20 protein-coding genes and 1 pseudogene are annotated in these 23527 nt (G+C 62.8%); 10 read left to right on the top strand and 11 right to left on the bottom strand.

What is annotated here, in order from left to right; translation table 11 throughout:
- The first annotated feature begins 2 nt into the window (after positions 1–2).
- From ACIPOO_RS20635 to ACIPOO_RS20600, 8 genes are all read left to right on the top strand, one after another.
- Positions 3–947, top strand: coding sequence for a DUF58 domain-containing protein (locus ACIPOO_RS20635; RefSeq protein WP_400609455.1), 945 nt, complete (start codon positions 3–5; stop codon positions 945–947).
- Positions 944–1438 (top strand): DUF4381 domain-containing protein, encoded by a 495-nt coding sequence (locus tag ACIPOO_RS20630; protein ID WP_274135041.1) that lies wholly within the window; start codon positions 944–946, stop codon positions 1436–1438. The genes ACIPOO_RS20635 and ACIPOO_RS20630 overlap by 4 nt, the downstream gene beginning before the upstream one ends.
- Positions 1431–2498, top strand: coding sequence for a vWA domain-containing protein (locus tag ACIPOO_RS20625; RefSeq protein WP_400609453.1), 1068 nt, complete (start codon positions 1431–1433; stop codon positions 2496–2498). The genes ACIPOO_RS20630 and ACIPOO_RS20625 overlap by 8 nt, the downstream gene beginning before the upstream one ends.
- Entirely contained in the window at positions 2495–4225 is a 1731-nt protein-coding gene (locus tag ACIPOO_RS20620) for a VWA domain-containing protein (protein ID WP_400609451.1), read from the top strand. The genes ACIPOO_RS20625 and ACIPOO_RS20620 overlap by 4 nt, the downstream gene beginning before the upstream one ends.
- A complete protein-coding gene (locus tag ACIPOO_RS20615; protein ID WP_400609449.1) occupies positions 4222–5901 on the top strand; it encodes a BatD family protein in 1680 nt (559 codons plus the stop codon). Before ACIPOO_RS20620 ends, ACIPOO_RS20615 begins: the two co-directional genes overlap by 4 nt.
- A 160-nt stretch (positions 5902–6061) precedes the next feature.
- A complete protein-coding gene (locus ACIPOO_RS20610) occupies positions 6062–7303 on the top strand; it encodes an exonuclease SbcCD subunit D C-terminal domain-containing protein (RefSeq protein WP_274135046.1) in 1242 nt (413 codons plus the stop codon).
- Positions 7300–10941 carry an AAA family ATPase gene (locus ACIPOO_RS20605; RefSeq protein ID WP_400609447.1) on the top strand — a complete coding sequence of 1214 codons (3642 nt, stop codon included), beginning with the start codon at positions 7300–7302 and terminating at the stop codon, positions 10939–10941. The genes ACIPOO_RS20610 and ACIPOO_RS20605 overlap by 4 nt, the downstream gene beginning before the upstream one ends.
- Complete coding sequence (locus ACIPOO_RS20600; RefSeq protein WP_400609445.1) at positions 10941–11552, top strand: glutathione S-transferase; 612 nt, start codon at positions 10941–10943, stop codon at positions 11550–11552. Before ACIPOO_RS20605 ends, ACIPOO_RS20600 begins: the two co-directional genes overlap by 1 nt.
- Positions 11553–11607: 55 nt before the next feature.
- On the opposite strand, the gene ACIPOO_RS20595 is transcribed toward ACIPOO_RS20600, so the two are convergent.
- From ACIPOO_RS20595 to ACIPOO_RS20550, 10 genes are all read right to left on the bottom strand, one after another.
- Positions 11608–11982: a hypothetical protein gene (locus ACIPOO_RS20595; RefSeq protein ID WP_400609443.1), complete on the bottom strand. Its 375-nt coding sequence runs from the start codon at positions 11980–11982 to the stop codon at positions 11608–11610.
- Entirely contained in the window at positions 11972–12946 is a 975-nt protein-coding gene (locus ACIPOO_RS20590; RefSeq protein ID WP_400609441.1) for a hypothetical protein, read from the bottom strand. Before ACIPOO_RS20590 ends, ACIPOO_RS20595 begins: the two co-directional genes overlap by 11 nt.
- Positions 12947–13198: 252 nt before the next feature.
- A complete protein-coding gene (locus ACIPOO_RS20585; protein ID WP_400609439.1) occupies positions 13199–13432 on the bottom strand; it encodes a hypothetical protein in 234 nt (77 codons plus the stop codon).
- Positions 13429–13620 carry a hypothetical protein gene (locus ACIPOO_RS20580; RefSeq protein ID WP_274136428.1) on the bottom strand — a complete coding sequence of 64 codons (192 nt, stop codon included), beginning with the start codon at positions 13618–13620 and terminating at the stop codon, positions 13429–13431. The genes ACIPOO_RS20585 and ACIPOO_RS20580 overlap by 4 nt, the downstream gene beginning before the upstream one ends.
- A gap of 447 nt (positions 13621–14067) precedes the next feature.
- Positions 14068–14247 (bottom strand): hypothetical protein, encoded by a 180-nt coding sequence (locus tag ACIPOO_RS20575; RefSeq protein WP_274136423.1) that lies wholly within the window; start codon positions 14245–14247, stop codon positions 14068–14070.
- Between the two features lie 175 nt (positions 14248–14422).
- Entirely contained in the window at positions 14423–15589 is a 1167-nt protein-coding gene (locus tag ACIPOO_RS20570) for a lactonase family protein (RefSeq protein ID WP_400609437.1), read from the bottom strand.
- 210 nt (positions 15590–15799) lie between these two features.
- Positions 15800–16096 (bottom strand): DUF5629 family protein, encoded by a 297-nt coding sequence (locus tag ACIPOO_RS20565; protein WP_274136420.1) that lies wholly within the window; start codon positions 16094–16096, stop codon positions 15800–15802.
- Positions 16097–16184: 88 nt separating this feature from the next.
- Complete coding sequence (locus tag ACIPOO_RS20560; protein WP_400609434.1) at positions 16185–17510, bottom strand: MFS transporter; 1326 nt, start codon at positions 17508–17510, stop codon at positions 16185–16187.
- Between the two features lie 165 nt (positions 17511–17675).
- A complete protein-coding gene (gene araD1, locus ACIPOO_RS20555; protein ID WP_400609432.1) occupies positions 17676–18668 on the bottom strand; it encodes an AraD1 family protein in 993 nt (330 codons plus the stop codon).
- A 118-nt stretch (positions 18669–18786) separates the two neighbouring features.
- On the bottom strand, positions 18787–20109 hold the full coding sequence (locus ACIPOO_RS20550) for an MFS transporter (RefSeq protein ID WP_400609430.1): 1323 nt from the start codon (positions 20107–20109) through the stop codon (positions 18787–18789).
- A 215-nt stretch (positions 20110–20324) separates the two neighbouring features.
- On the opposite strand from ACIPOO_RS20550, the gene ACIPOO_RS20545 reads away from it, so the two are divergent.
- The gene (locus ACIPOO_RS20545) at positions 20325–22079 is read left to right on the top strand and encodes an IlvD/Edd family dehydratase (RefSeq protein WP_400609428.1); all 1755 of its coding nucleotides are present in this window, start codon (positions 20325–20327) and stop codon (positions 22077–22079) included.
- Positions 22080–22554: 475 nt separating this feature from the next.
- The gene (locus ACIPOO_RS20540; RefSeq protein ID WP_400609426.1) at positions 22555–23271 is read left to right on the top strand and encodes a FadR/GntR family transcriptional regulator; all 717 of its coding nucleotides are present in this window, start codon (positions 22555–22557) and stop codon (positions 23269–23271) included.
- A 37-nt stretch (positions 23272–23308) separates the two neighbouring features.
- On the opposite strand, the pseudogene ACIPOO_RS20535 reads toward ACIPOO_RS20540, so the two are convergent.
- Positions 23309–23527 (bottom strand): annotated as a pseudogene (locus ACIPOO_RS20535) (IS110 family transposase); the annotation flags it as partial.

Genomic DNA, 23527 nt, shown 5'->3' with positions numbered 1-23527 from the left:
CCATGCAACCCTATCTGATTTCCCAACCGGGCATCCGCATCAGCCTCGCCGAGCTGATCGAGATGCGCCACCGCGTGCGGGAAGTGCAACTGTTTTCGTCCCCCGGCCGGCGCAGCCCGCTGATCGGCCTGCACCACTCCAAGCTGCGCGGACGTGGCGTGGACTTCGACCAGGTGCGGGTGTACCAGGCCGGCGACGACGTGCGCACCATCGACTGGCGCGTCACGGCCCGTACCCAGGAGCCCCACACCAAACTGTTTCACGAAGAACGCGAACGGCCCATCTTCATCATGGTCGAGCAGAGCCGCCGCCTGTTCTTCGGCTCGGGGCTGATGTTCAAGTCGGTGCTGGCCGCCCAGGCCGCCGCGCTGATCGGCTGGGCCGCGCTGGGCCACAACGACCGGGTCGGCGGGCTGGTGTTCGGTGACAACCAGCACTACGAAATCAAGCCGCGGCGCAGCAAGCAGAGCCTGTTGCAACTGCTCAACCGCCTGGTGCGGGTCAACCAGTCCTTGCACACCGAGGCGGTGGACGATCGCGACTCCTTCGGCGTGGCCCTGCGACGCGCCCGGGAAGTGCTGCGGCCCGGCAGCCTGGTGTTCATCCTGTGCGATGAGCGCACGCTGTCCGACTCCGCCGAGCAACAACTGGCTCTGCTCTCCCGGCATTGCGACCTGTTGCTGTTGCCGCTGTCAGACCCGCTGGATCACGCCCTGCCCGCCGCCGGCCTGCTGCGCTTCGCCGACCGTGGCGCGCAACTGGAACTGGACACCCTCAACCCGGACCTGCGCCAGACCTACCGCGCTCAAAGCGAAGCCCGTCAGGCGCGCTGGGAGTTGCTGTCGCAGAAACTGCGGGTGCTGATGATTCCCCTGAGCACCCAGCAGGAGATGGTCGAGCAGTTGCGCGACTACCTGAACGAACAGCGCCCGGTAAAACCCAAATGAGCCTGCTGGACCAGTTGCAGCCGATGATCCGCCCCGAGCCTGTGGGCTTCTGGCCGCCAGCGCCCGGCTGGTGGCTGCTGCTGATTCTGCTGCCGGTGCTGGGTTACGGCCTGTGGCGGGCGCGGGTGCTGCTGCCGAAAAAGGCCCGCGCCGAAAGCGCCGAGCCGCCGCTGGACCCGTTGCGCCAGGCCGCGCTGCTGGAGCTGGCGCAACTGCCCAAACCCTACGACGGCGCGCCCGCCGGCGCCTGGCTGCAACAGATCAACGGTCTGCTCAAACGCCTGTGCCGCAACCACTACCCCTACAGCCAAAGCCACACCCTCAATGGCCGAAAATGGCTGGCGTTTCTCGACAACCGCTGCCCGGCCGCCGGCCTGACACGCTGGATGATCCTTGTGGAAGGCGCCTACAAGCCCGAATGCAAACTCGACGACAAGGCCATCACCGGCCTGACGCAATCGGTCGAAACCTGGATTCGCAAACATGTTTGAGTTCGGCTGGCCGTGGGTCTTCGCCCTGCTGCCGCTGCCGTGGCTGCTGCGCTTCGTGTTGCCGGTGGCCGACAGTGGCGAAGCCGCCCTCAAGGTCAGCTTTCTCAACGAGTTGGAAGGCCTGGCCGGGCGTCGCGCCCGCGCCCACCTGCCGGGCTGGCGGCGGCAGTTGCCTTTCGTCACCCTGTGGCTGTTGCTGCTGGTGGCTGCGGCTCGCCCGCAATGGCTGGGGGAGCCGCTGCCGGTGGCCGCCAGCGGTCGCGACCTGCTGGTGGCGGTGGACGTATCCGGCTCGATGGACTACCCGGACATGGTCTGGCAGAGCGACGAGGTCAGCCGCCTGACCCTGGTCAAACAGTTGCTGGGCGACTTCCTCGAACATCGCCAAGGCGACCGCGTGGGCTTGATCCTGTTCGGCAGCCAGGCTTACCTGCAAGCACCGCTGACCTTCGACCGCAAGACCGTGCGCGTCTGGCTGGATGAGGCGCGCATCGGCATCGCCGGCAAAAACACCGCCATCGGCGACGCCATCGGCCTTGCGCTCAAACGCCTGCGTTCGCGCCCGGCCCAGAGTCGCGTGCTGATCCTGGTCACCGACGGTGCCAACAACGCCGGCCAGATCGACCCCGCCACGGCGGCGCGGCTGGCCGCCGGTGAAGGCGTGAAAATCTACCCGATCGGCATCGGCGCCGACCCTGACAAGGGCGCTACCAGCATCCTGGGCCTGAACCCGAGCCTGGACCTGGACGAACCCGCGCTCAAGGAAATCGCCGAGATCACAGGTGGCCAGTACTTTCGCGCCCGGGACGGCGAGCAGCTGAAAAACATCGGCAAGGCCCTCGACACCCTGGAACCTGTGGCCCAGCAACCGACCCAGGCCCGGCCGGCCGTGGCGCTCTACGACTGGCCGCTGGCGATGGCCCTGCTGCTGAGCGTCCTCTTGGTGATCCACGAGCGCTGGCCGCACAACCCGCTCTATCGCTTCCTCGCCCGCCAGCCGGTGCTGCATCAGGGCCCGCAATGGCGCCAGCGTTTCAAGCGCTTGCGGAGGCGTCGATGAGCCCGACCTTCTTTGCCTTCTGGCCCCACGTTCTGCGCCCCTGGTGGCTGTTGTTGCTGCCGCTGCTGGGCTGGCTGATCTGGCGCCTGTGGCACCGGCAAAAACGCGTGGGACGCTGGCAGATGATCCTGCCCAGCGCCTTCCACTCGGTATTGCTCAGCGGCGGCAGCGGTCGGGAGAGCAAGTTGCCGTGGGTCGCGCTGGCGTTCGGCTGGCTGCTGGCCCTGCTCGCCCTGATCGGGCCGAGCTGGCAGCGCGTCGAGCAGACCAGCCAGAAACCGGTGGACCCGTTGGTCGTGCTGATGGAATTGACCCCGGAAATGCTCGCCGCCGACAGCCCGCCCACTCGCCTTGAACAGGCACGTCGCAAGCTGCTGGACCTGCTGCAACTGCGCAGCGATTCGCAAACCGCGATCATCGTCTACGCCGGCAGCGCCCACACGCTGGTGCCGCTGTCCGACGACCTGACCACCAGCAAGAACCTGCTTGACGCGATCAAGCCGTCGATCATGCCCGAGAGCGGCCAGCGCGCCGACCTTGCGGTACTCAAGGCCCGTGACCTGCTCAAGCAGGGCGATCTGGGCCAGGGCCGGTTGCTGTGGATCGGCTCGTCGCTGACCGAGACCGAGCGTCAGGGCATTCGCCAGGCCATGACCGACCACCCACCGCAATGGCTGATGCTGGGCGTCGGCACCGCAGAGGGCGCGCCGGTGGCTCAGGAAAAAGGCGGGTTCCTCAAGGATGCCCAGGGCGGAATTCTGGTGCCACGCCTGGAAAGCACCAGCCTCAAGGATTTCGCCGAAAGCCTGGGCGGCCAGTACACCCAGTTGCAACTGGTCGATGCCGACCTGCGCGACCTGGGCCTGCTCCAGACGCCGACCGAGCTGCGCAGCATGGGCCGCACCGTTCAGCTCGACACTTGGGCCGATCAGGGTTACTGGCTGTTGTTGCCGCTGTTGCTGCTGGCCGCCTGCGCCGGGCGCCGTGGCTGGGTGTTGTGCCTGCCGCTGCTCATGGCGATTCCGCAACACAGCTATGCTTTCGACTTCGATGACCTGTGGCGGCGCCCGGACCAACAGGGCCAGCACCTGCTGCAACGTCATCGCCCCGCTGAGGCCGCCCGGCATTTCGAGAACATCCAGTGGCAAGGCATTGCCCTCTATGAGGCCGGGGATTACGCCGGCGCCGCCCAGCGCTTCGCCCAGGGCAACACCGCGACCGACCATTACAATCGGGGCAATGCGCTGGCCAGGAGCGGCGAACTGGAAGCGGCCGTCGATGCCTATGAACAGGCGTTGGAGCGTCAAGCGGATTTCACGGCAGCAGCCACCAACAAGGCGCTGGTCGAGCAGCTCATCGAGCAGAACAGGCAGGCCGCGCTGGAAGACGCCAGCGAAGGCAAGACCGAAAGCGAGGACGACGCCGGCAAGTCGCAGACCGGCGAGGCCGAGCAACAGCAGAGCAACCAGCAGGCCCAGAGCCCGGCCAGCGAAGACAACAACGCAAACAACGCCCCGCAGTTTTCGGGCAACGCCCAGGCGGCGGACGCATCACCCGACGCCGACGAGCCCACCCGGGCCCCCAGCCGTCCGGCCGATACCCAGATCAACGCCGAACAGCGGCAAGCGCTCGAACAATGGTTGCGGCAGATCCCGGACGAACCCGGCGAGCTGCTGCGACGCAAATTCTGGTACGAACAGCAGCAACATCAGGAAAAGGCCAAATGAGTCGTGTGTACAGGGTGGTAATCGTCTGGCTGCTGTGCCTGTTCGCCCTCGTGGCGTGGGCCGACGAGCCAGCGGCAACCTTGCAGGCCAGTGTCGACCGCACCCGGGTCAACACCGGTGAAACAGTGGAACTGACCCTGGAATCCGACGACGCGACCCTGTTCGGCAAGCCGGACATGAGCGCGCTGGATACCGATTTCGAGGTGCGCGACACGCGCCAGCTCAATAGCCTGACCACCCTGGAAGGCAACGTTCACGCCACCACCCGCTGGCTGATCACCCTGATGCCGCGCCACAGCGGCTCCATCGAGATTCCATCGCTCAAGCTCGGCGAGCTGGTCAGCCAGCCCATCGCCCTGCAGGTGGTGGAGGTCGAACAGTCGCAGGCGCAGGAACAGAAACTGGCGCCGGTGTTCATGGAAGCCAGCCTGGATCAGGACACCGTCTACGTGCAGGCCCAGGCCGTGCTGACGGTGCGCATCTATCACTCGGTGTCGCTGTTCGACGACAGCAACCTGACGCCGCTGCAGGTGCCTGACGCGCGCATCGAGAAACTCGGCGACACTCGCACCTACGAGAAGCAGATCAACGGCGTTCGCCATGGTGTGATCGAAATGCGTTATGCGCTCTACCCACAACAGAGCGGCGACATGACCATTCCGGCCCAGGAATTCAGCGCCACCATGGTCCAGGACATTCCGGAAACCCAGGCCGCCGCCACCAGCCAGCCTGCGATGGCCACCAGTCCGAAGCCCGGCAAGCTGATGCGCGTGACCTCCCTGCCACTGGCGCTTAAGGTCAAGCCGCAGCCGGCCCATTACCCGGCCAACACGCCATGGCTTCCTGCGCGCAGCATCAGCCTGAGCGAAGACTGGAACCCGGACCCTGCCCATGTGCAGATTGGCGATTCGCTGACCCGCACGCTCGTCATCACTGCCGAGGGCCTGTCCAGCGCGCAGTTGCCGCCCCTGCCTGCGTCGGAAGTCAGCGCGCTGCGGCGGTATCCGGATCAACCGCAGTTGAGTAACCAGGCCAGCGAGCGCGGGCTGGTGGGCACCCGTGAAGAACGCGTGGCGCTGGTGCCGAACCGTCCCGGCGCCATCGACATTCCGGCGGTGGACCTGGTGTGGTGGAACACCCTGGAAGATCATCTGGAGCACAGCGCCCTGCCCGCCCGCACCCTGCAAGTCAGCACCAACCCGGCGTTGGCGGTGGACATGCCGGTGAGCGACAGCGCCGCTGGCAGCCTGATCGGGCCGCCGGTGTGGCCGTGGCAGTTGAGCACCGTGCTGCTGGCATTCACCACGCTGTTGGGTTTCTCATTATGGTGGCGCGCCCGTTCGCAACCGGCCGTCGCCCGCGCCGCGCAGACCGGCCCCAGCCCGCGTACCGTGCTGGACGATCTCAAGCGCGCAAGCCTTGCCAACGATCCACAAGCAACCCGCCAGGCCCTCGACGCCTGGGCCCGCCAGCAGCCGGAAACCCTGGCCGACATGGCCGCGCGCTTCGTGCCGCTGTCCGACGCACTGGACGGCCTCAACGGCGCGCTCTACAGCGAAACCGGCAAGCTGTGGCTGGGCGAAGATTTATGGAAAGCGGTCAAGGCATTGCCTGCCGTCGAAAAACCGGTAGAAGCCAACAGCGCAGACAGCCTGCCGCCGCTTTATCCGAAATGAGGCTTGCGCCGAAGCGGGCACACATGATGATTTTCCGTTGGCTGATCCGGCCTCTTCGCGAGCAAGCTCGCTCCCACAGTTGACCTCATTCCCTGTGGGAGCGAGCTTGCTCGCGAAGGGGCCAGAGCAGACAACACCTCTTTAGAACCAAGGTACCCCAATGCGTCTGTTCCACACCTCCGACTGGCACCTGGGCCAGAACCTTCACGGCCAGGAGCGGGATTTCGAACACGAGAGTTTCCTCAAATGGCTGCTGGCAAGGCTCGTCGAACGCAAACCCGATGTACTGCTGATCGCCGGCGACATCTTCGACACGGTCAACCCGCCAGTCAAAGCCCAAGAGCGCCTCTACGACTTCATCGTCAGCGCCCACGAACAGAACCCGCAACTGACCATCGTGATGATCGCCGGCAACCACGATTCCGGCTCGCGCATCGAACTGCCCGCCCCGCTGATGCGTCGTTTGCGCACCCACGCCCTGGGCCGGGTGCTATGGCTGGACGACGGCGTGCTCGACGTCGAGCGCCTGTTGCTGCCGCTAACCAACCCCAAGGGCAAGGTGCTGGGCTGGTGCCTGGCCTTGCCATTCCTGCGCCCGGCCGAAGTGACCGGCCCCGCATTGGGCGAAAACTATCTGCGCGGCATCGGCCAGGTCCATGAAATGCTGATCGCCGCCGCCAACCAGAAACGCAAGAAAGGCCAGGCGCTGATCGCCATCAGCCACGCCCACATGGCCGGCGGCTCGGTGTCCGAAGACTCGGAACGCAGCCTGATCATCGGCAACGCCGAGGCGCTGCCCGCCAGCCTGTTCGGCGAGACCATCACCTACGTCGCCCTGGGCCACCTGCACAAACCGCAGAAGGTCAACGGCGAAAACCGCATCCGCTACAGCGGCTCGCCGATCCCGCTGTCGTTTTCCGAGATCGGCTACCAGCACCAGATCCTCGAAATCGACTGCGAGAACGGCAAACTGGCCAGCGTCACCCCGCTGCTGATCCCTCGTGCCGTCAACCTGCAACGCATCGGCCCGGCGCCTCTGGCCGAGTTGCTGTTGCAGCTCAAGGACCTGCCGGACATCGACCTGCTGGCCGACATCGACCGCCAGCCGTGGCTGGAAGTGCGGGTCAAGCTGGACGAACCGCAACCGGACCTGCGCAACCAGATCGAGGCCGCGCTGGAAAACAAGGCCGTGCGCCTGGTGCGCATCGCCGCGGAATACGCAGGCAAAGGCAATCGCGATGACGAAGACGACCGCGAACTGATCGAACTCGACCAGTTGAGCCCACAGGAACTGTTCAGCCGCGCCTGGCTGGACAGCTACGGCAGCGAGGTCGATGACCAGACATTGCAGGACTTCGCCACCCTGCTTCAGGACGTGCAACTGGAGAGCGAACAGCCATGAAGATTCTTGCCATTCGCTTGAAAAACCTCGCGTCCCTCGCCGGCCCCTTCGAGCTGGACTTTACCGCCGAGCCCCTGGCCAGCGCCGGCCTGTTCGCCATCACCGGCCCCACCGGCGCGGGCAAGAGCACGTTGCTGGACGCCCTGTGCCTGGCGCTGTTCGGTGCCATTCCGCGGCTGAACAACGTCGGCCAGTCGAAGGTGCCGGAGATCGACGGTGACATCAGTACCAACGATCCGCGCAACCTGCTGCGCCGTGGCACCGGCAGCGGTTACGCCGAAGTGGATTTCGTCGGCATCGACAAGCGCCGTTACCGCGCCCGCTGGGAAACCAACCGCGCCCGCGACAACGCCACCAAGAAGTTGCAAGCCAGCCGCCAGACCCTGACGGACCTGGACAGCGAACAGATCCTCAGCAGCCAGAACAAGACCGAATACAAAAACCTGCTCGAAGCCCGGCTGGGGCTGAATTTCGAGCAGTTCACCCGCGCCGTGATGCTGGCCCAGAGCGAGTTCAGCGCCTTCCTCAAGGCCGATGACAAAGAGCGCAGCGAACTGCTGGAAAAGCTCACCGACACGGCCATCTACAGCCAGTTGGGCCGTCGCGCCTACAGCAAGAGCAAGGAGGCCGAGGAGGCGCTGAAAACCCTCAACGCCCAGGCCGGCAACCTGACACCGCTGGAGCCTGCGCAGCGCGCCGAGCTGGAGCAGCGCTTTGCCGATGCACAGCAGCAACTGAAACTGGCCCAGGCGCAATTGCGTCAGCTTGAACTCAAGCAGCAATGGCTCAGCGAATTGACCCGCCTGCGCGACAGCCACCAGGCCGCCAACGAGCAGCTGACCAGCGCGCAGCAGACGTGGGATCAGCAAGCCAGCGAGCGCCAGCAACTCGTGCAACTGGAACGGCTGGCTCCGCAGCGCCACCTGTTCGGCCAACGCACCCGACTCGATGCGCAACTGACGCCGTTGGCGGCGCGCATCCAGGCGCAGGTCGAGCAGCAGGCACAGACCCAGGCGACCCTGACCGATCTGCAAGCGCAACTGGCCTCGGCGCAAGGCGCCCTGCAACAGGCGCAGGAACAGCAGCAGGCGGCCAAACCTGCGTTGAGCGAAGCATTTGAGCAGCACGCCCAGCTCAATCACCTGAACAACGAACTGCAACCGATCAGCGAGCAGGCGCGCATCGCCGAACAGGCGAGCCAAGAGGGCCAAGCGGCACTCGATCAATTGAGCGAGCAGCAGCGTCTGGTCGAAACCCGCCTGCAATCCATTGCCGAACAGCTGCAAGGCAGTGCCGCGCTGGATGCCCTCAGTCAGTCGTGGACGGCCTATCGCCCGCGCCTGCAACAGATCGTGCTGGTCAGTTCGCGCCTGAACAAAGGCCGCGAAGAATTGCCCGCGCTGGAGCAGGCGTCCACCCGCGCCGAGCAGGCCCTCAGTGAACGTCGCACCGCGCTGCAGGCGCTGTACGACGACGCCGAGGTCAAGGCCGACGCGGTCAGCCAGGAAATCGAACGCCTCGGGCAACTGTTGCAGGACAACCGCCAGCAACACAGCGCCAGCGACTCACTGGACCGCCTGTGGCAGCGCCATCAGGACATCGCCACACGCCTGCAACAGGTGCAGGCCCAGCAGCAACAGGCCACCGAACGCCGTGCCCAGAGCATCGCCAAAGGCCTGCAACTCAAGGGTGAACACGAGGCCGCCGAGCAGGCGCTGAAAGTCACCGTCGAGTTGCTGCAACGTCAGCGTCTGGCCCGCAGCGCCAGCGTTGAGCAACTGCGCGAGCAATTGGTCGATCACCAGCCTTGCCCGGTGTGCGGCAGCGAAGAGCACCCGTATCACCAAGCCGACGCCTTGTTGCAGGCGCTGTCCGGCCACGACGACGGCGAAGAAAGCGCAGCGCGCCTGAAGGTCGCCCAGCTCAGTGAAACCCTTGCCGAACTGCGCGCCGAAGTCGCCGAACTGAACAACCAGCTCAAGCAATCCAAACCGCAGTTGGAGCAACTGGGCGAACAGTTGCAGAAACTGACACCGGACCTCGAAGCCCACCCGCTGTACCCGCGCCTGCTGGAACAGCCCGAGCACCTGCGCAGCGACTGGCTCAGCGAGCGCCTGCATCAACTGGCCCAGGACGTGCTCAACGCCGAGCAGCGCCAGACGCGTCTGCTCAAGGTGCAGCGCGACGCCGAAGCCCTGCAACGCCAGGTACAGGACGCACGCGAAGCGAGCCAGCAGGCGATGAAGTTGCTCGATGACCAGCAGCGCAACATCTCGCTGGACAACCAGAGCTTCGAGACCGCGCTGCAGGAGTTCGAACCGCTGCTGCCCGCTGAAAGCCTGGCGCTGTGGCGCGAATCGGCCACCGAGAGCTTCCTGCAACTGGACAACGACATCGCCCTGCGCACCCAGCAACTCGATCAGCAAAAGGACGAACAACTGGAACACAGCGAACGCGCGCAGAAAATCGAACGCGAGCAGTTCGCCCAACAGGGCCGTCAGCAACAGCATCAACAATTGCAACAACGTGTGCAGGCTTGCCAGCAACAACAGCAGGCCGTGCAACAGCGCCTGCGGGAAATCCTCGGGGAGCAACCCAGCGCGCACGCCTGGCAACAGCAACTGGAACAGGCCGTGGAACAGGCGCGTCAGGCGCAGGCGAACACCTCCGATGCCCTGCAACAGGCACACAGCGCCCTGATCAAGCTGACCACCGAACTGGACGGCGAACGTCAACGGCTGGACGCATTGCAGCAGGAAGTCGCCGATCTGGATCGTCAGATCAGTGACTGGCGCAGCCAGCACGGCGAACTGGACGACGCGGCGCTCGAGGCGCTGCTGGCCTTTAGCGACGACGATGTCGGCCAGTTGCGCCAACGCCTGCAACACAGTGAAAAATCACTGGAACAGGCCAAGGTGCTGGTGCAGGAACGTGATGCACAAATGCAGCAACATCAGGCGCAGCACAGCGACATCAACGATGCCGAACAACTGGCCTCGGCGCTCAACGAGGCTCAGTCGCAATCAGCGACCCATGACCAACTGTGCGCCGACTTGCGTGCGCAGATCAGCGAGGATGAACGGCGGCGCACCGCCAACAGCGAGTTGCAGGAACGCATCAAGGCCGCCCATGGCGAATACCTGCGCTGGGCGCGCCTGGCCACGCTGATCGGCTCGGCCGAAGGCGACAAGTTCCGCAAGATCGCCCAGGCCTACAACCTCGACCTGCTGGTGCATCACGCCAACGCACAACTGCGGCAACTGGTTCGCCGCTACCGCCTCAAACGCGGCGGCAGCATGTTGGGGCTGCTGGTGATGGACACCGAAATGGGCGACGAACTGCGCTCGGTGCATTCGCTGTCCGGCGGCGAAACCTTCCTGGTTTCCCTGGCATTGGCCCTGGGCCTTGCGTCCATGGCGTCGAGCACGCTGAAGATCGAATCGCTGTTCATCGACGAAGGCTTCGGCAGCCTCGACCCCGAGTCCCTGCAACTGGCGATGGACGCGCTGGACGGCCTGCAGGCCCAAGGGCGCAAGGTCGGGGTGATCTCCCACGTGCAGGAAATGCACGAGCGCATCCCGGTGCAGATCCAGGTCAAACGCCAGGGCAATGGCCTCAGCACCCTGGAGGTCAGCTGATGAGCGCCCTGCTCTACTCCTTCCGCCGCTGCCCTTACGCCATGCGAGCGCGCATGGCCGTGGCCTACTCGGGCGTGGCGGTGGAAACAGTGGAAGTCAGCCTCAAAGCCAAACCGGCCGAGATGCTGGCGCGCTCGCCCAAGGGCACGGTGCCGGTCCTGGTGCTGGACGACCAAGTGCTGGAACAGAGCCTGGACATCATGCGCTGGGCCTTGGCCCAGAACGACCCGCAGGATTGGTCCTTAGCCGGCGACATCGACGGACAGCGGCAGATAGCCGAACTGATCGAACTCAACGACGGCCCGTTCAAGACCGATCTGGACCGCTACAAATACGCCGTGCGCTACCCCGAGTTCAGCCAGGAACACTACCGCGCACAGGGTGAGGTATTTCTCGCAAGGCTCGAAGGCTTGCTGGCCACGCAGGATTATCTGGTCACCGACCACCTGACCCTGGCCGACACCGCCCTGGCGCCGTTCGTGCGACAGTTCTGCGGGGTCGACCCCGAGTGGTTCTGGCAGGCGCCCTATCCACGTCTGCAGGCGTGGCTGCGACGGTTTCTGGATTCAGAGCTGTTCAAACAGGCCATGGTGAAACACCCAAACCTGTAGCAGCACGGCCGGGCGGCGTTCCGATGCCAGCCGGGCCTCCATGAGATCGGCCTCGCTAAAGTTTTCCAGCCATGAGTGCCCAAATAAACGACAACATGAGCAACACCGCCGCTGCCACATTGGGGATTACGGCCCAGCGTTTCAAGTGGGTGGGCATATTCTTCACATCGTCGGGATCAACCAGACCCTTCCGGATATACATGTTTGGGAATAGCAACACACTTGTTGCTATTCCCAGCCTGTACTGGCGCCCTAGCAAGCCGACATTAGTCCCCAATCGCTTCACTTTCATATTGATTTTGCTATTTCCAAGTGCGCTTTCAATTTGCTCAAGTCTGAAGAGGACTACCCACAAAAGCACCGCCGCATCAATCAGAATGAGAAGAAAGCAGAGCACCACGCTCCAATCCAGAATGAATTTAACGTCCATGGATGTTTTCATACAGTAGAGTTGTTGCGCCCTCCCCGATCATCGCCCCCGCTTTTCCGCCTCCCCATGCCATCACTGCGCCAGCTACGAGAGCGCAGCCAATTACGGCTGTGCCACCGGTCGCCGCGCCAAGCCCGACGCAGATCGATGTGCCAGCTCCTGCTCCAGCACCTCCACCAGCCCAAGCAAGCCCTATTCCACCCACCGTTTTACCGGTTTCCACATACTTCGCCCTGGTACATTCCTCTTCCCGCCCAGTTGAACAAGCTTTCTGGATCTCCAGCGCACCCACACCAACATCCAGAGCAATCCCGACGTAAGCACCCTTACTCATCGCACTCGCCATTTTCGACACGCCCCTGACCTTGCCGGCATAGCCCCTGATGTCGCCTGTATACAGGTAGCTTTTGCTGGAAATCCCCAGGATCTGCTTCATCTTGCCCTGGTTACTCAAACCCGACCCATAACGACCGATGCCTTTAAGGCTCGTCTCCATCCGGGTAAACAGCGCACGCCGCTGGGCAAAGAACTGATCGTTTGTCATTGCGCCCGCACGCCAGCGCTGATGCAGTGCCTCAGTTTGCTTGAGCAGGTCTTCCAGATCCTTGAGATGCCTGCTCCACGCCGCCGTGCTCGCTCCAATCCCGATCGAGCCGTACGACATGAAACTTTGCAGCAGGTCGAAGTTATGCGTCATCACAGAACTTTCCCGTGCGGACATGCCGATCATTGCCCCGCGAACCTGCGAGGCCAGTTCCATCAACCGGGTCTCTTCGGGTGTGCACATGCTGGTCGAACCGTCACCGACGACCACGACGTCTCCGGGCCTCACCATGCCATTACGAAGGAAGGGATTGAGCTGATCGAGTTTCGAGCGAGCGCTCATGGAGAGGGCGAGATGATGATCTCGAAGGTGGATGTAGTGCCGGGGTTGGTCGTTCACGAATGCGTAGGGTTGTGACATCTCGAGCTCCCTGCTTTGAAAGGATTGCCGCGGCGCGGTGTCCTTTCCGGGCCATTGGAAGCCGGACAGTAATTTCAGGGTTTGGCGATGTCACTCAGCAAGTTGTTAAAAACGGCATGACTACGAAGTTTTCGGAAACTCCCTACGCAGAGCTTCTGGATGACCTACACCCGTAGCAGCACGGCTTGCCGGCGGGGGCGATCTCAAGGCCGCCCCCGCCGGCAAGCCGTGCTGCTACGAGGCATGTGGTGCTCAGGCAATCGCGCCCAGCCTGAATATCCCGGAAAAAGCCTCGCCAGACTTCGGCGGCGGGTTTCCGCTGTTGATCTTCTGCGCCCGGAGTATCTCCACCGCATCGGCCATTTCGGCGCGAAACTCCATGCTGCGCGCCACACCGCCCACCGAGCCCTCGCCGTGACCGAGCAAGGTGCAGCCATTGTTGATAAGTGCAAAGAACACAATCACCCAGAAATTCGCCCCTCTCACGACGCACGCCCCTTCGCCTGCCCAGCCGCACCATCCAGCGCAACGACAGACGATTGAACGGACACCGAGCCAGGTGCGCCCAGTTGTGGATTAAGGCTGACAACAGTGACCACTGCGATGAATACGACATACAACGCGATGGCGGTGTAAGCGCCGTGTTTGAGTGAATTGAGAATGGCAGTGGCCATGACAGTAGCTCCAGATGTTGCTGATTTCTGGAGCGAAGAATGAAGGACGACACTATTAATGAAAAACGATGTGCAGCGATTCTGAAGATCAGTTCCGTTGATTATTTACAGGCTCAATCAGCCCGATAGAGACGCTGACTGATCGAGGCAACTTTCGGGTCTGCCCACCAATATTCGGGCACAAAAAAATCCCCATCACTTATTCAGTAGACGGGGACCAAAGGGAGGAATTCAACGCTTTCGCGAGCAAGCTCGCCTACATTTGATACATGGCCTGACACGCAGTGGTCAGTGGGTCGCATCAACCTGTTAAAGGCGAAGTTGCTCGCGAAAGCGTTCTTTCAATGTCGAGCAGTTACAGCGTTACTTGTGGTGCTTTGAGAATCCATTCCCCGGGAACGAGGGCAGCGTTGACGGGGAATGGATTCACGTCCAGGGTTCTATTCATTACTGAGTCTTGTGATCCAGTGCAGCGTAGAAGTTGGCGCTTTGTTGCAGGTATTTAGGGGTGTAGGTCTGAGTCGCGCTGACTTTTTTATCGGTCACTTCGACACTGGCGCTGGCAGGCAATGCAACAGTGGCGGAGATGGCGGACGCGGCGATGATGGAGAAGATATTGAAGTTCATGATGTGTACCTCGGTGTCGATGTTTCGTTTCAAGTCTTGACCGTCGTGGCCGTGGAATTAAAAGTACGCCCGAGGCGCGTTCAGAAAAAATCTTTTCTGGCACTAGCCCATATCACTTCAATTAATACATGGCCGCAGCCCTTTGAAATCAAGGGCTGCGGGGTGCGTCAATGTGTCACTTGGCGGAGAGGAAGCGGAAGTCGGAGGGGGAATCGAAGTCGATTTTCTGCACGGTCTCGCCCAAAAGCCCGGTTTTCGGGTCGACTCGCACGGTGACGATCTGGTTGCTCTTCTGGTTGGCGATCAGCATGAAGTGCCCGCTGGGGTCGAAGCTGAACTCGCGGGGCTCCTTGCCTTCCACCGAGCGACGCTGGATTTCCTTGAGTTGGCCGTTGCCGTTGATGCTGAACACCAGCAGTTCATTGACCTCGCCGCGATTGGCGACGTAGAGGAACTTGCCGTCCGGTGAGGTATGCAGGCCGCCGGCTGCGCGGTTCTGCTGGCCTTCCTTGTTGGCCAGTTCAACCAGTTGCGTGCGCTTGAATTCGCCATCGCGGTAGTCGAACACCGCCACCTGTGCGCTCATTTCCATCGTCAGCCAGGCGTGCTTGCCGTCCTTGCTGAACAGCAGATGGCGCGGGCCGCTGCCCGGTGGCAGGTCTACTGCCGGGGTTTTCGCCGGTTTCAGCGGCTGGGCCTGGTTGTGGTCGTAGCTGAAGACAAACATCTTGTCTGCGCCCAGGTCCATGGCGACCAGGTACTTGTCATCGGGCGTCGGCACGGCAGCGTGTACGTGGGATGAGGCCTGGCGCTCGGGGTTGACCTTGCTCGCTTCGTGGGTCGCGGTCTGCACCACCGGCGAGAGTCTGCCGTCCTTGCCGACCGGCACCACCGCCAGCGAGCCGCCCGGATCCGGGTGCACGGCGTAATTGGCAACGAACAGGAAGCGCCCGTCCTTGCTCAGGTTCGAGTGGGTCGGCTCCTCGCCCTTGCTGTCGATCTGGTTGATGAACGACACGGCGTGGGTCTTGGGATCGATGGCGAAACTCGAGACCTTGCCGACGACGTCGGTCTGGCCCGGGCCGTTCTCGTTGACCGCGAACAGGTGGCGCTGGTCTTTGGAGAGCGTGAGCCACGAGGGGTTTTCGCTCTTGATGACCTGGCGCGGCGTGGCGTCGAGCTGGCCGGTCTGGGTGTTGAAGCCGTAACGGTAGATGCCTTCGCTTTTGCCTGCGGTATAGGCACCGACCAGTACGTCGTAGTCGGTCATGGATTTGGCCTGGACAGAAAGGGCGGTAAGGCTGCTGGCGAGCACCAGCCAGGGCAGAAGTCTGGGAGTCATTGGGCTGTTCTCTTGTTGGAGTTGTTGGCGCGCCGCAAACGCGGTGATTCAGGGGCTATGACAGCGTTTGGCGGGGATTGGTTGCTCGGATGAATCTGTAGGAGCGCGCTTGCTCTGGGCCGCATTCGGACGACGGCGGTGTGTCAGTCAACCAATGTGTATTTGACACACCCCTGTCGCGGGCAAGCGCGCTCCTACAAGAGCAGGTGTTTACTCAGCGTCGTCTTCGTCTTCATCGCTACCGGCAAACGCATCCAGAACAACGAGGCGGTGGTCGGCGTTGCCGTCGTTGATGACCCAGCTTTGCAGCGCGGTGTCGAATTCGGCGGAGTCGACCTGGGCCAGGGAGAAGCGCCAGACCTTGCGCTCGCGGCCGTCCATGCTTTCGATCTGCAGCATCTCGTCCAGGGTGAATTCGAAGGCGTGCAGGCCGTCGATTTCCAGCATGCTCTGGGAGGTCAGTGCGGTTTGCAGGAGGGCGCGCAGGTTTTCAGGGGTGGTGGTCATGGCAGTGCTTCGCATAAGTGAAAGCGCGAATGATAGGTCAAAAGGTGCCGACATGGAGGTGTCGACACCTTGAAACCTGTCCGTTCGATCAATCCTGCAGGGTTTCCCGGGCGTAATACCGCGCAGGAATGCCCCAGACGATCAGCCCGATGGCCAGCACGCTCACGGCGAACAAGGCAAACAGGGCCGGCGTTGCGGTGCCGGTGAGGTCTTTGATGCGGCCGACCATGAACGGCGCGATGACGCCGCCCAGTTGCCCCAGCGAGTTGATGAGGGCGATCCCTGCCGCTGCGGCGATACCACTGAGAAAACGTGGCGGGACGGTCCAGAAGATCGGCATCCAGGCAATGATGCCGGTCATGATCAGGGTCATGCCGATCATCAGCGGTAACAACTGGCCAGGGAACAGCGCGCAGACCAGATACCCTAACGCTGTCAGGGTGGCGCAACCTGCCATGTGCCAGCGACGCTCGCCGTGACGGTCGGAGCTGGCACCGATCAGCAGGTTACCGATCACGGCGCCCACGTAGGGAATGACCGTGAGCAGGCCGATGTCCATGGTGTCGGTCACCCCGGCTGTCTTGATGAGTTGCGGCATCCAGAACAGCAATCCGGTCAGGGCCATGACCAGGCACAGGTAGATAGCCGACATCACGTAAGTGGTCGGGTGTTTCCAGATGTCCCTGACCTTCTGCGACCTGTTGGGCCGCACCTCTTTTGCCATGCGCGTGAGCATCACTTGCTTCTCGTGAGCCGTGAGCCACGGCGCGTCTTCGATGCGGTCCTTGACCAGCCAGAACACCACACCGCCCAACAGCACCGAAGGGATGCCTTCCAGCAGGAACAGCCAGCGCCAGCCGGCCATGCCCATGGCCCCGTCGAAGTGGCCGAGGATCAGCCCGGCCAGCGGACCGCCGACGATACCGCACACACAAATGGAGCTTTTGAAGTAGGAATTGACCCGCGCCCGCCGTGTCCCCGGGTACCACTGGGTGAAGAAGTACAGTACGCCGGGCACGAATCCCGCTTCCATCACGCCGATCAGGAACCGCAGGGTGTAGAACCAGAACTCCGTCTGCACGAACATCATGCAGGCCGAGGCGATGCCCCAGGACACCATGATCCGCGCGATCCAGATCCGCGCGCCGATCCGGTGCAGCAAGACGTTGCTCGGCACTTCGAACAGGAAGTAGCCGACGAAAAACAGGCTCGCACCAAGACCGTAAATGGTCTCGCTGAAACCCAGGTCGCTGGCCATCTGTAGCTTGGCGAAGCTGATGTTGACCCGGTCCAGATAGGCAAACAGGAAGCAGCAGATGAACAGCGGCACGATGCGCCAGCTCACCTTGCGGTAGATGCGGTCTTCGAGGGCATCGGTGTCGAGCTGTTCCAGCGGGATGGCGTTGGCGGTCATGGGGCGCACCTTGATTGTTCTTGTTGGGTGTCGGCAGGAAGGTCTGCGCATTAGCCTGTGGGAGCGAGCTTGCTCGCGAAGGCGGTAGAACTTCCGCCGCACATGCGGTGTCTGGAATGCCGTCTTCGCGAGCAAGCTCGCTCCCACAGAAGCACGACAGCGCTTTCAGAGCTGGGTGACGGCCCCCGGTTCAAACACCGCCTCCTCCTGCGCAATGCCGTTGACCAGTGGCGCGCCGAACTCGCTCTGGCTGATCTCGAAGCGATCACCCGGCCGGGTCTTGATGCCGTCGGCAAAAGACAGCGTTGCGGTGCCGAAGAAGTGCACGTGCACATCGCCCGGGCGCAGGAACTGACGGTATTTGAAGTGGTGGTACTCGAGGTTTTCCAGGCTGTGGCACATGTTGGCCTCGCCGCTCAGGAATTCCTTTTCCCACAGCACCTGGCCATTGCGCAGGATGCGGCTGGTGCCCGCCAGGTTTTGCGGCAGGTCGCCGACGCGCAGTTCCGGGCCGAACGAGCAGGCGCGCAGTTTGGAATGGGCCAGGTACAGGTAATTCTTGCGCTCCATGACGTGGTCAGAGAACTCGTTGCCGATGGCAAATCCCAAGCGGTAAGGCTTGCCGTCGTGGCCGATCACGTACAGGCCGCTCAGCTCAGGCTCTTCGCCTGCGTCTTCAGAGAACGGCGGCTGCGGGAAGGCCTCGCCGGGGCGAATGACGATGCTGCCATCGCCCTTGTAGAACCACTCGGGTTGCACGCCCGCCTGCCCCGCCGCCGGTTTGCCGCCTTCGATGCCCCATTTGAAGATGCGCATGGTGTCGGTCATGGCCGACTCGTCGTTGCCGTGCTGGTGCATCTTGTCCCGGGCCGAGGCGCTGCCCAGGTGAGTGAGGCCCGTACCGCTGACCAGCAGATGCGCAGGGTCCGGGTGATCCAGCGGCGGCAGGATGCGCAGGTCGGCGCGCAGTTGCGAATAGTCGTGACTGTCGCCAAGCCCGAGGCTGTCGACCTGTTCGGCCAGGGAAATCTTCTTGTCGATGGCCGCCAGCGCCAGGTCACGGGTGCTGGTCGCGCCCTGCACTTCGCGCACCAGCGCGCCGTCCACCAGGCCTACGCGACGCTGGCCGTTACCCAATTCGAATTGAACCAGATGCATGAGTTTCTCCTTTCCAGATGATGAGCACGACCGCTGTAGGAGCGCGCTTGCCCGCGATGGCGGTGTGTCTGAGACGTTTAAGGTGTCTGACACGGCCCTATCGCGGGCAAGCGCGCTCCTACTGGGCTTGTGAACGACGGGCGCTGGCCGCGAATTCGGATTCGGGCAGCATGTGTTTGCGCTCAAGCACGCGATAGACGATGCCGGTGAGGATCAAGCCGAAAACCATCACCCCCGACAGGAAATACAGGCCCGAGGCCAGATTGCCGGTGATTTCTTTCAGCCAGCCGATCACGAATGGGCCGATGTAGCCGCCCAGGTTGCCCACCGAGTTGATCAGCGCGATACCGGCCGCAGCGCTGGCACCGGCAAAGAAGCGGCCCGGCAACGTCCAGAACACCGCGGTGCAGGAAAACAGCGAGAACGCCACCAGACACAGCGCCGCCAGTTGCAGCACCGGCACGCTGAGAAAGGCGCTGAGAAACAGACCCAGCGCGCCGATCACATAGAGCACGGCCAGGTGACCATAGCGGTCATTGAGGCGGTCGGAGCTGCGCGGCACAATCAGAAGGCCAATGATCCCGAAAATGTAGGGCACCGATGACACGAATCCGGTCACCAGATCGCTGCCGCCGAATTGCTTGATCAACGTCGGCAGCCACAGGCCCAGGCCGTAGATGCTCAGGGTCACAGGCAGATAGAACAGCGCCAGCAACAGAACGCGTTTGTCCTTGAGCGCGTGCAGCGGATTGCCGTGGCGGGTCTGGCCGTATTCCTGCAGATCCTTTTGCAGCTCGCCGGCCAGCCAGCGCTTTTCAACCGGATCGATCCACTTCACATCGTCCGGGCCGTCCGGCAGCCAGCGCAGCACCGGCCAGGTCAGCAGGATCGCCGGCGCGCCGATGCACAGGAACAGCCACTGCCAGCCGTGCAGGCCGCCGATGCCTTCCATGCCCAGCAGGCCACCGGAGATGGGGCCGGTGATCAGCATGGCGATGGGTTGCGACAGGATGAACAGGCCGAGGATCTTGCCGCGATGGCGCACCGGGAACCACTGGGTGATGTAGTAAAGCACGCCGGGGAAGAAGCCCGCCTCGGCCGCGCCCAGCAGAAAGCGCATCACATAGAAACTGGTCGGCCCCTGCACGAAGGCCATGCCCATGGTGATCGCGCCCCAGGTGACCATGATCCGCGCGAACCAGCGCCTCGCGCCGAAGCGTTCGAGCATCAGGTTGCTGGGGATTTCCAACAGAAAGTAACCAATGAAAAACAGGCCCGCGCCCAGTCCGTAGGCGGCGTCACCGATGCCGACATCCGCGCCCATGTGCAGCTTGGCGAACCCCACGGCGGAACGGTCCACGTAGGCGATCAGGTACAGCAGGATCAGAAACGGGATCAGCTTGAGGGTGATGCGACGTATAAGCCTGAGTTCCTGGCTCATGTTGGCGGTCTCCAGGTTGTTATTGTTATTGACTGCTTGCGTGATCGCCTCTGCCTTCGTGTGCGCCGCGCGAGCAGGCATGACAGGGTCGGTCATCGATGGGTACCGACTATATAGTAATACTATTTAATGTGACAACTCTTCCAATCGAGGCTTTTTCGGCCTACTTTAGTCAGCACGCAAAGCCTTTAGTCTTACAATAAGAGTGCTGATTTATGTCTGACTCCCCATCCAATACCAACAAGAAACCCACCCTGCGTTCGGCCCAATGGTTCGGTACCGCCGACAAGAACGGCTTCATGTACCGCAGCTGGATGAAGAATCAGGGCATCGCCGACCATCAGTTTCAGGGCAAGCCGATCATCGGCATCTGCAACACCTGGTCCGAACTTACCCCGTGCAACGCCCACTTCCGCACCATCGCCGAACACGTCAAGCGCGGCGTCATCGAAGCCGGTGGTTTTCCGGTGGAATTTCCGGTCTTCTCCAACGGCGAATCGAACCTGCGCCCCACCGCAATGCTCACGCGCAACCTGGCGAGCATGGACGTGGAAGAGGCGATTCGCGGCAACCCCATCGACGGCGTCGTGCTGCTGACCGGTTGCGACAAGACCACCCCGGCCCTGCTGATGGGCGCGGCCAGTTGCGATGTGCCGGCCATCGTCGTGACCGGCGGGCCGATGCTCAACGGCAAGCACAAGGGCAAGGACATCGGCGCCGGGACCATCGTCTGGCAGATGCACGAGTCCTATAAGGCAGGCCAGATCAGCCTCGACGAATTTCTCTCCGCCGAGGCCGGCATGTCACGCTCGGCCGGCACCTGCAACACCATGGGCACGGCCTCGACCATGGCCTGCATGGCCGAAGCGCTGGGCACGTCCCTGCCGCACAACGCGGCGATTCCCGCGGTGGATTCACGCCGCTACGTGCTGGCGCACATGTCCGGCATGCGTGCCGTGCAGATGGTCAACGAAGACCTGCGCCTGTCGAAGATCCTGACCCGGGAAGCGTTCGAGAACGCCATTCGTGTCAACGCCGCCATCGGCGGATCGACCAACGCGGTGATTCACTTGAAGGCCATCGCCGGGCGTATCGGCGTCGATCTGGAACTGGACGACTGGACCCGCATCGGCCGTGGCACTCCGACCCTGGTGGACCTGCAGCCTTCGGGGCGCTTTTTGATGGAAGAGTTCTACTACGCCGGCGGCCTGCCTGCGGTGCTGCGTCGCCTGGGCGAGAACAACCTGATCCCCAACCCCGAAGCCTTGACTGTCAATGGCAAGTCGCTGTGGGAAAACGTGAAGAACTCGCCGATCTACGGCGACGACGAAGTGATTCGCGCCATCGACAACCCGTTGGTGGCCGACGGCGGTATCTGCGTGTTGCGCGGCAACCTCGCGCCGCTGGGCGCTGTGCTCAAGCCGTCCGCTGCCACCCCCGCCCTGATGAAGCACCGTGGGCGCGCGGTGGTGTTCGAGAACTTCGACATGTACAAGGCGCGGATCAATGATCCGGATCTCGACGTAGATGCCAGCAGCATTCTGGTAATGAAGAACTGCGGGCCGAAGGGTTACCCGGGCATGGCCGAGGTCGGCAACATGGGCCTGCCCGCCAAGCTGCTGGCACAGGGCGTGACCGACATGGTGCGCATTTCCGATGCGCGCATGAGTGGCACGGCCTACGGCACGGTGGTGCTGCACGTAGCGCCGGAAGCGGCAGCCGGTGGACCGCTGGCGGTAGTGCAGGAAGGCGATTACATCGAGCTGGACTGCGCGACCGGACGCCTGCACCTGGACATCCCCCAGCAAGAACTCGACGCCCGCCTGGCCGACTGGCAGGCGCCGCAGCAGTTGTTGATCGGTGGCTATCGCCAGTTGTACATCGACCATGTGATGCAGGCCGACCAAGGGTGTGATTTCGACTTCCTGGTGGGCATGCGCGGATCGGAAGTGCCTCGGCATTCCCATTGACGCCCTCACGGGCCCGGGCTTGAAACCACAACCCGTGTCCCCGCCGCACTGTAGGAGCGCGCTTGCCCGCGATGGCGGTGTGTCAGGCAACACATCTGTCACAGGCCAATCGCGGTCGCGGGCAAGCGCGCTCCTACAAGGTGTGGTGGCGCAATACAGTCAGGTGCACGCCGCAACCCTGTAGGAGTGAGCTTGCTCGCGATCGCGGTGTGTCAGGCACGCAAGGGTCGTCTGACACACCGCCCCGCCGGCAAGCCGTGCTGCTACGGGTTTCGGGTTTGGCACTACAACCCGTGCACGCCTGCGCACTGTAGGAGCGCGCTTGCCCGCGATGGCGGTGTGTCAGGCAACCCATCTGTCACAGGCCAATCGCTGTCGCGGGCAAGCGCGCTCCTACAGAGACTTCGCCACGCCGGCCTTGTGAGGTCAATGCTATGATGCGCCGCACCCACCGCTCAGGATCGTCTCGCGCCCCATGGATTACCGTAAGCCCTCCGACCGCAAAAGCATGCATTCACGCATCGTCCAGGACATCGGCATGCAGATCGTTTCAGGGCGTTTCAAGCCGGACGACAAGCTCCCCGCCGAAGCCCTGCTCTGCGAAGAATACGCGGTCAGTCGCCCGGTGCTGCGCGAGGCGACGCGGGTGTTGGTGGCCAAGGGGCTGGTCTATTCGCGGCCAAGGGTCGGCACGGTGGTCAAGCCGCGTCGCGAGTGGCACATCCTCGATCCTGACGTGTTGCACTGGCTGATGCAGAGCTCGCCGCAGAACGAGTTCTTCGCCCTGCTCACCAGCGTGCGCAGCATCATCGAACCTGCCGCGGCGGCCCTCGCCGCGCAGCACGCCACCTCCGAAGAAATCGCCTCCATCGGCGAGGCCTACGAACGCATGGCCGCCGCGCCGACGGTGGAAGACGTGCTGCAACCGGACCTGGATTTTCACAGCCGCATCGCCGACGCGACCCACAACGATCTGCTGGCGCACCTGTGCAACATGCTGTCGCTGGCGCTGCGCGAAGCGCTCAAACATTCGAACAAACGCCCCAACCTGCACGAGCTCGCCCTGCCACGGCACCGGGCAATTCTCACTGCCATCGAAAACCGCGACGCCCTGGGCGCGCACCACGCGACACTGGTGCAACTGGACGACGCGCGCAATGCGCTGAATGTGGTGTTGGGTCAGGGGCTCTGACGCCTCTGGCTGACTTGAGTCGAACCTGTGGGAGATTCTATGGTTGAGGGCAAAGTTTTTTAGCCCTCTTTCCTGCCTGGTATGCGTCCTTGTTCTGCATCAGGGAAAATGCGACGCGGGCGAGCTTGCGAGCCAGAATCACCAGTGATTCAGTCGTAGCCTTACCCTCGCTCCGATAATGTTCATACACATCTTTCCAAGCGGTCGAGCGACTGGCTGACATCGAGGCGTTATGCAGCAAGCGCCGCGTCTCGGA

This window comes from Pseudomonas sp. NPDC090201, from assembly GCF_044746825.1.
GTDB classification, from domain to species: domain Bacteria; phylum Pseudomonadota; class Gammaproteobacteria; order Pseudomonadales; family Pseudomonadaceae; genus Aquipseudomonas; species Aquipseudomonas putida_AD.
The sequence above is the reverse complement of the archived record's forward strand: the minus strand, read 5'-3'. Positions and strand labels throughout refer to the sequence as shown.

Excerpts from the sequence above, each read along its gene's own strand:
- ACIPOO_RS20635 (WP_400609455.1), top strand. The coding sequence starts at position 3 with ATGCAACCCTATCTGATTTCCCAACCGGGCATCCGCATCAGCCTCGCC.
- ACIPOO_RS20630 (WP_274135041.1), top strand. The coding sequence starts at position 944 with ATGAGCCTGCTGGACCAGTTGCAGCCGATGATCCGCCCCGAGCCTGTG.
- ACIPOO_RS20625 (WP_400609453.1), top strand. The coding sequence starts at position 1,431 with ATGTTTGAGTTCGGCTGGCCGTGGGTCTTCGCCCTGCTGCCGCTGCCG.
- ACIPOO_RS20620 (WP_400609451.1), top strand. The coding sequence starts at position 2,495 with ATGAGCCCGACCTTCTTTGCCTTCTGGCCCCACGTTCTGCGCCCCTGG.
- ACIPOO_RS20615 (WP_400609449.1), top strand. The coding sequence starts at position 4,222 with ATGAGTCGTGTGTACAGGGTGGTAATCGTCTGGCTGCTGTGCCTGTTC.
- ACIPOO_RS20610 (WP_274135046.1), top strand. The coding sequence starts at position 6,062 with ATGCGTCTGTTCCACACCTCCGACTGGCACCTGGGCCAGAACCTTCAC.
- ACIPOO_RS20605 (WP_400609447.1), top strand. The coding sequence starts at position 7,300 with ATGAAGATTCTTGCCATTCGCTTGAAAAACCTCGCGTCCCTCGCCGGC.
- ACIPOO_RS20600 (WP_400609445.1), top strand. The coding sequence starts at position 10,941 with ATGAGCGCCCTGCTCTACTCCTTCCGCCGCTGCCCTTACGCCATGCGA.
- ACIPOO_RS20595 (WP_400609443.1), bottom strand. The coding sequence starts at position 11,982 with ATGGACGTTAAATTCATTCTGGATTGGAGCGTGGTGCTCTGCTTTCTT.
- ACIPOO_RS20590 (WP_400609441.1), bottom strand. The coding sequence starts at position 12,946 with ATGTCACAACCCTACGCATTCGTGAACGACCAACCCCGGCACTACATC.
- ACIPOO_RS20580 (WP_274136428.1), bottom strand. The coding sequence starts at position 13,620 with ATGGCCACTGCCATTCTCAATTCACTCAAACACGGCGCTTACACCGCC.
- ACIPOO_RS20575 (WP_274136423.1), bottom strand. The coding sequence starts at position 14,247 with ATGAACTTCAATATCTTCTCCATCATCGCCGCGTCCGCCATCTCCGCC.
- ACIPOO_RS20570 (WP_400609437.1), bottom strand. The coding sequence starts at position 15,589 with ATGACTCCCAGACTTCTGCCCTGGCTGGTGCTCGCCAGCAGCCTTACC.
- ACIPOO_RS20565 (WP_274136420.1), bottom strand. The coding sequence starts at position 16,096 with ATGACCACCACCCCTGAAAACCTGCGCGCCCTCCTGCAAACCGCACTG.
- ACIPOO_RS20560 (WP_400609434.1), bottom strand. The coding sequence starts at position 17,510 with ATGACCGCCAACGCCATCCCGCTGGAACAGCTCGACACCGATGCCCTC.
- araD1 (WP_400609432.1), bottom strand. The coding sequence starts at position 18,668 with ATGCATCTGGTTCAATTCGAATTGGGTAACGGCCAGCGTCGCGTAGGC.
- ACIPOO_RS20550 (WP_400609430.1), bottom strand. The coding sequence starts at position 20,109 with ATGAGCCAGGAACTCAGGCTTATACGTCGCATCACCCTCAAGCTGATC.
- ACIPOO_RS20545 (WP_400609428.1), top strand. The coding sequence starts at position 20,325 with ATGTCTGACTCCCCATCCAATACCAACAAGAAACCCACCCTGCGTTCG.
- ACIPOO_RS20540 (WP_400609426.1), top strand. The coding sequence starts at position 22,555 with ATGGATTACCGTAAGCCCTCCGACCGCAAAAGCATGCATTCACGCATC.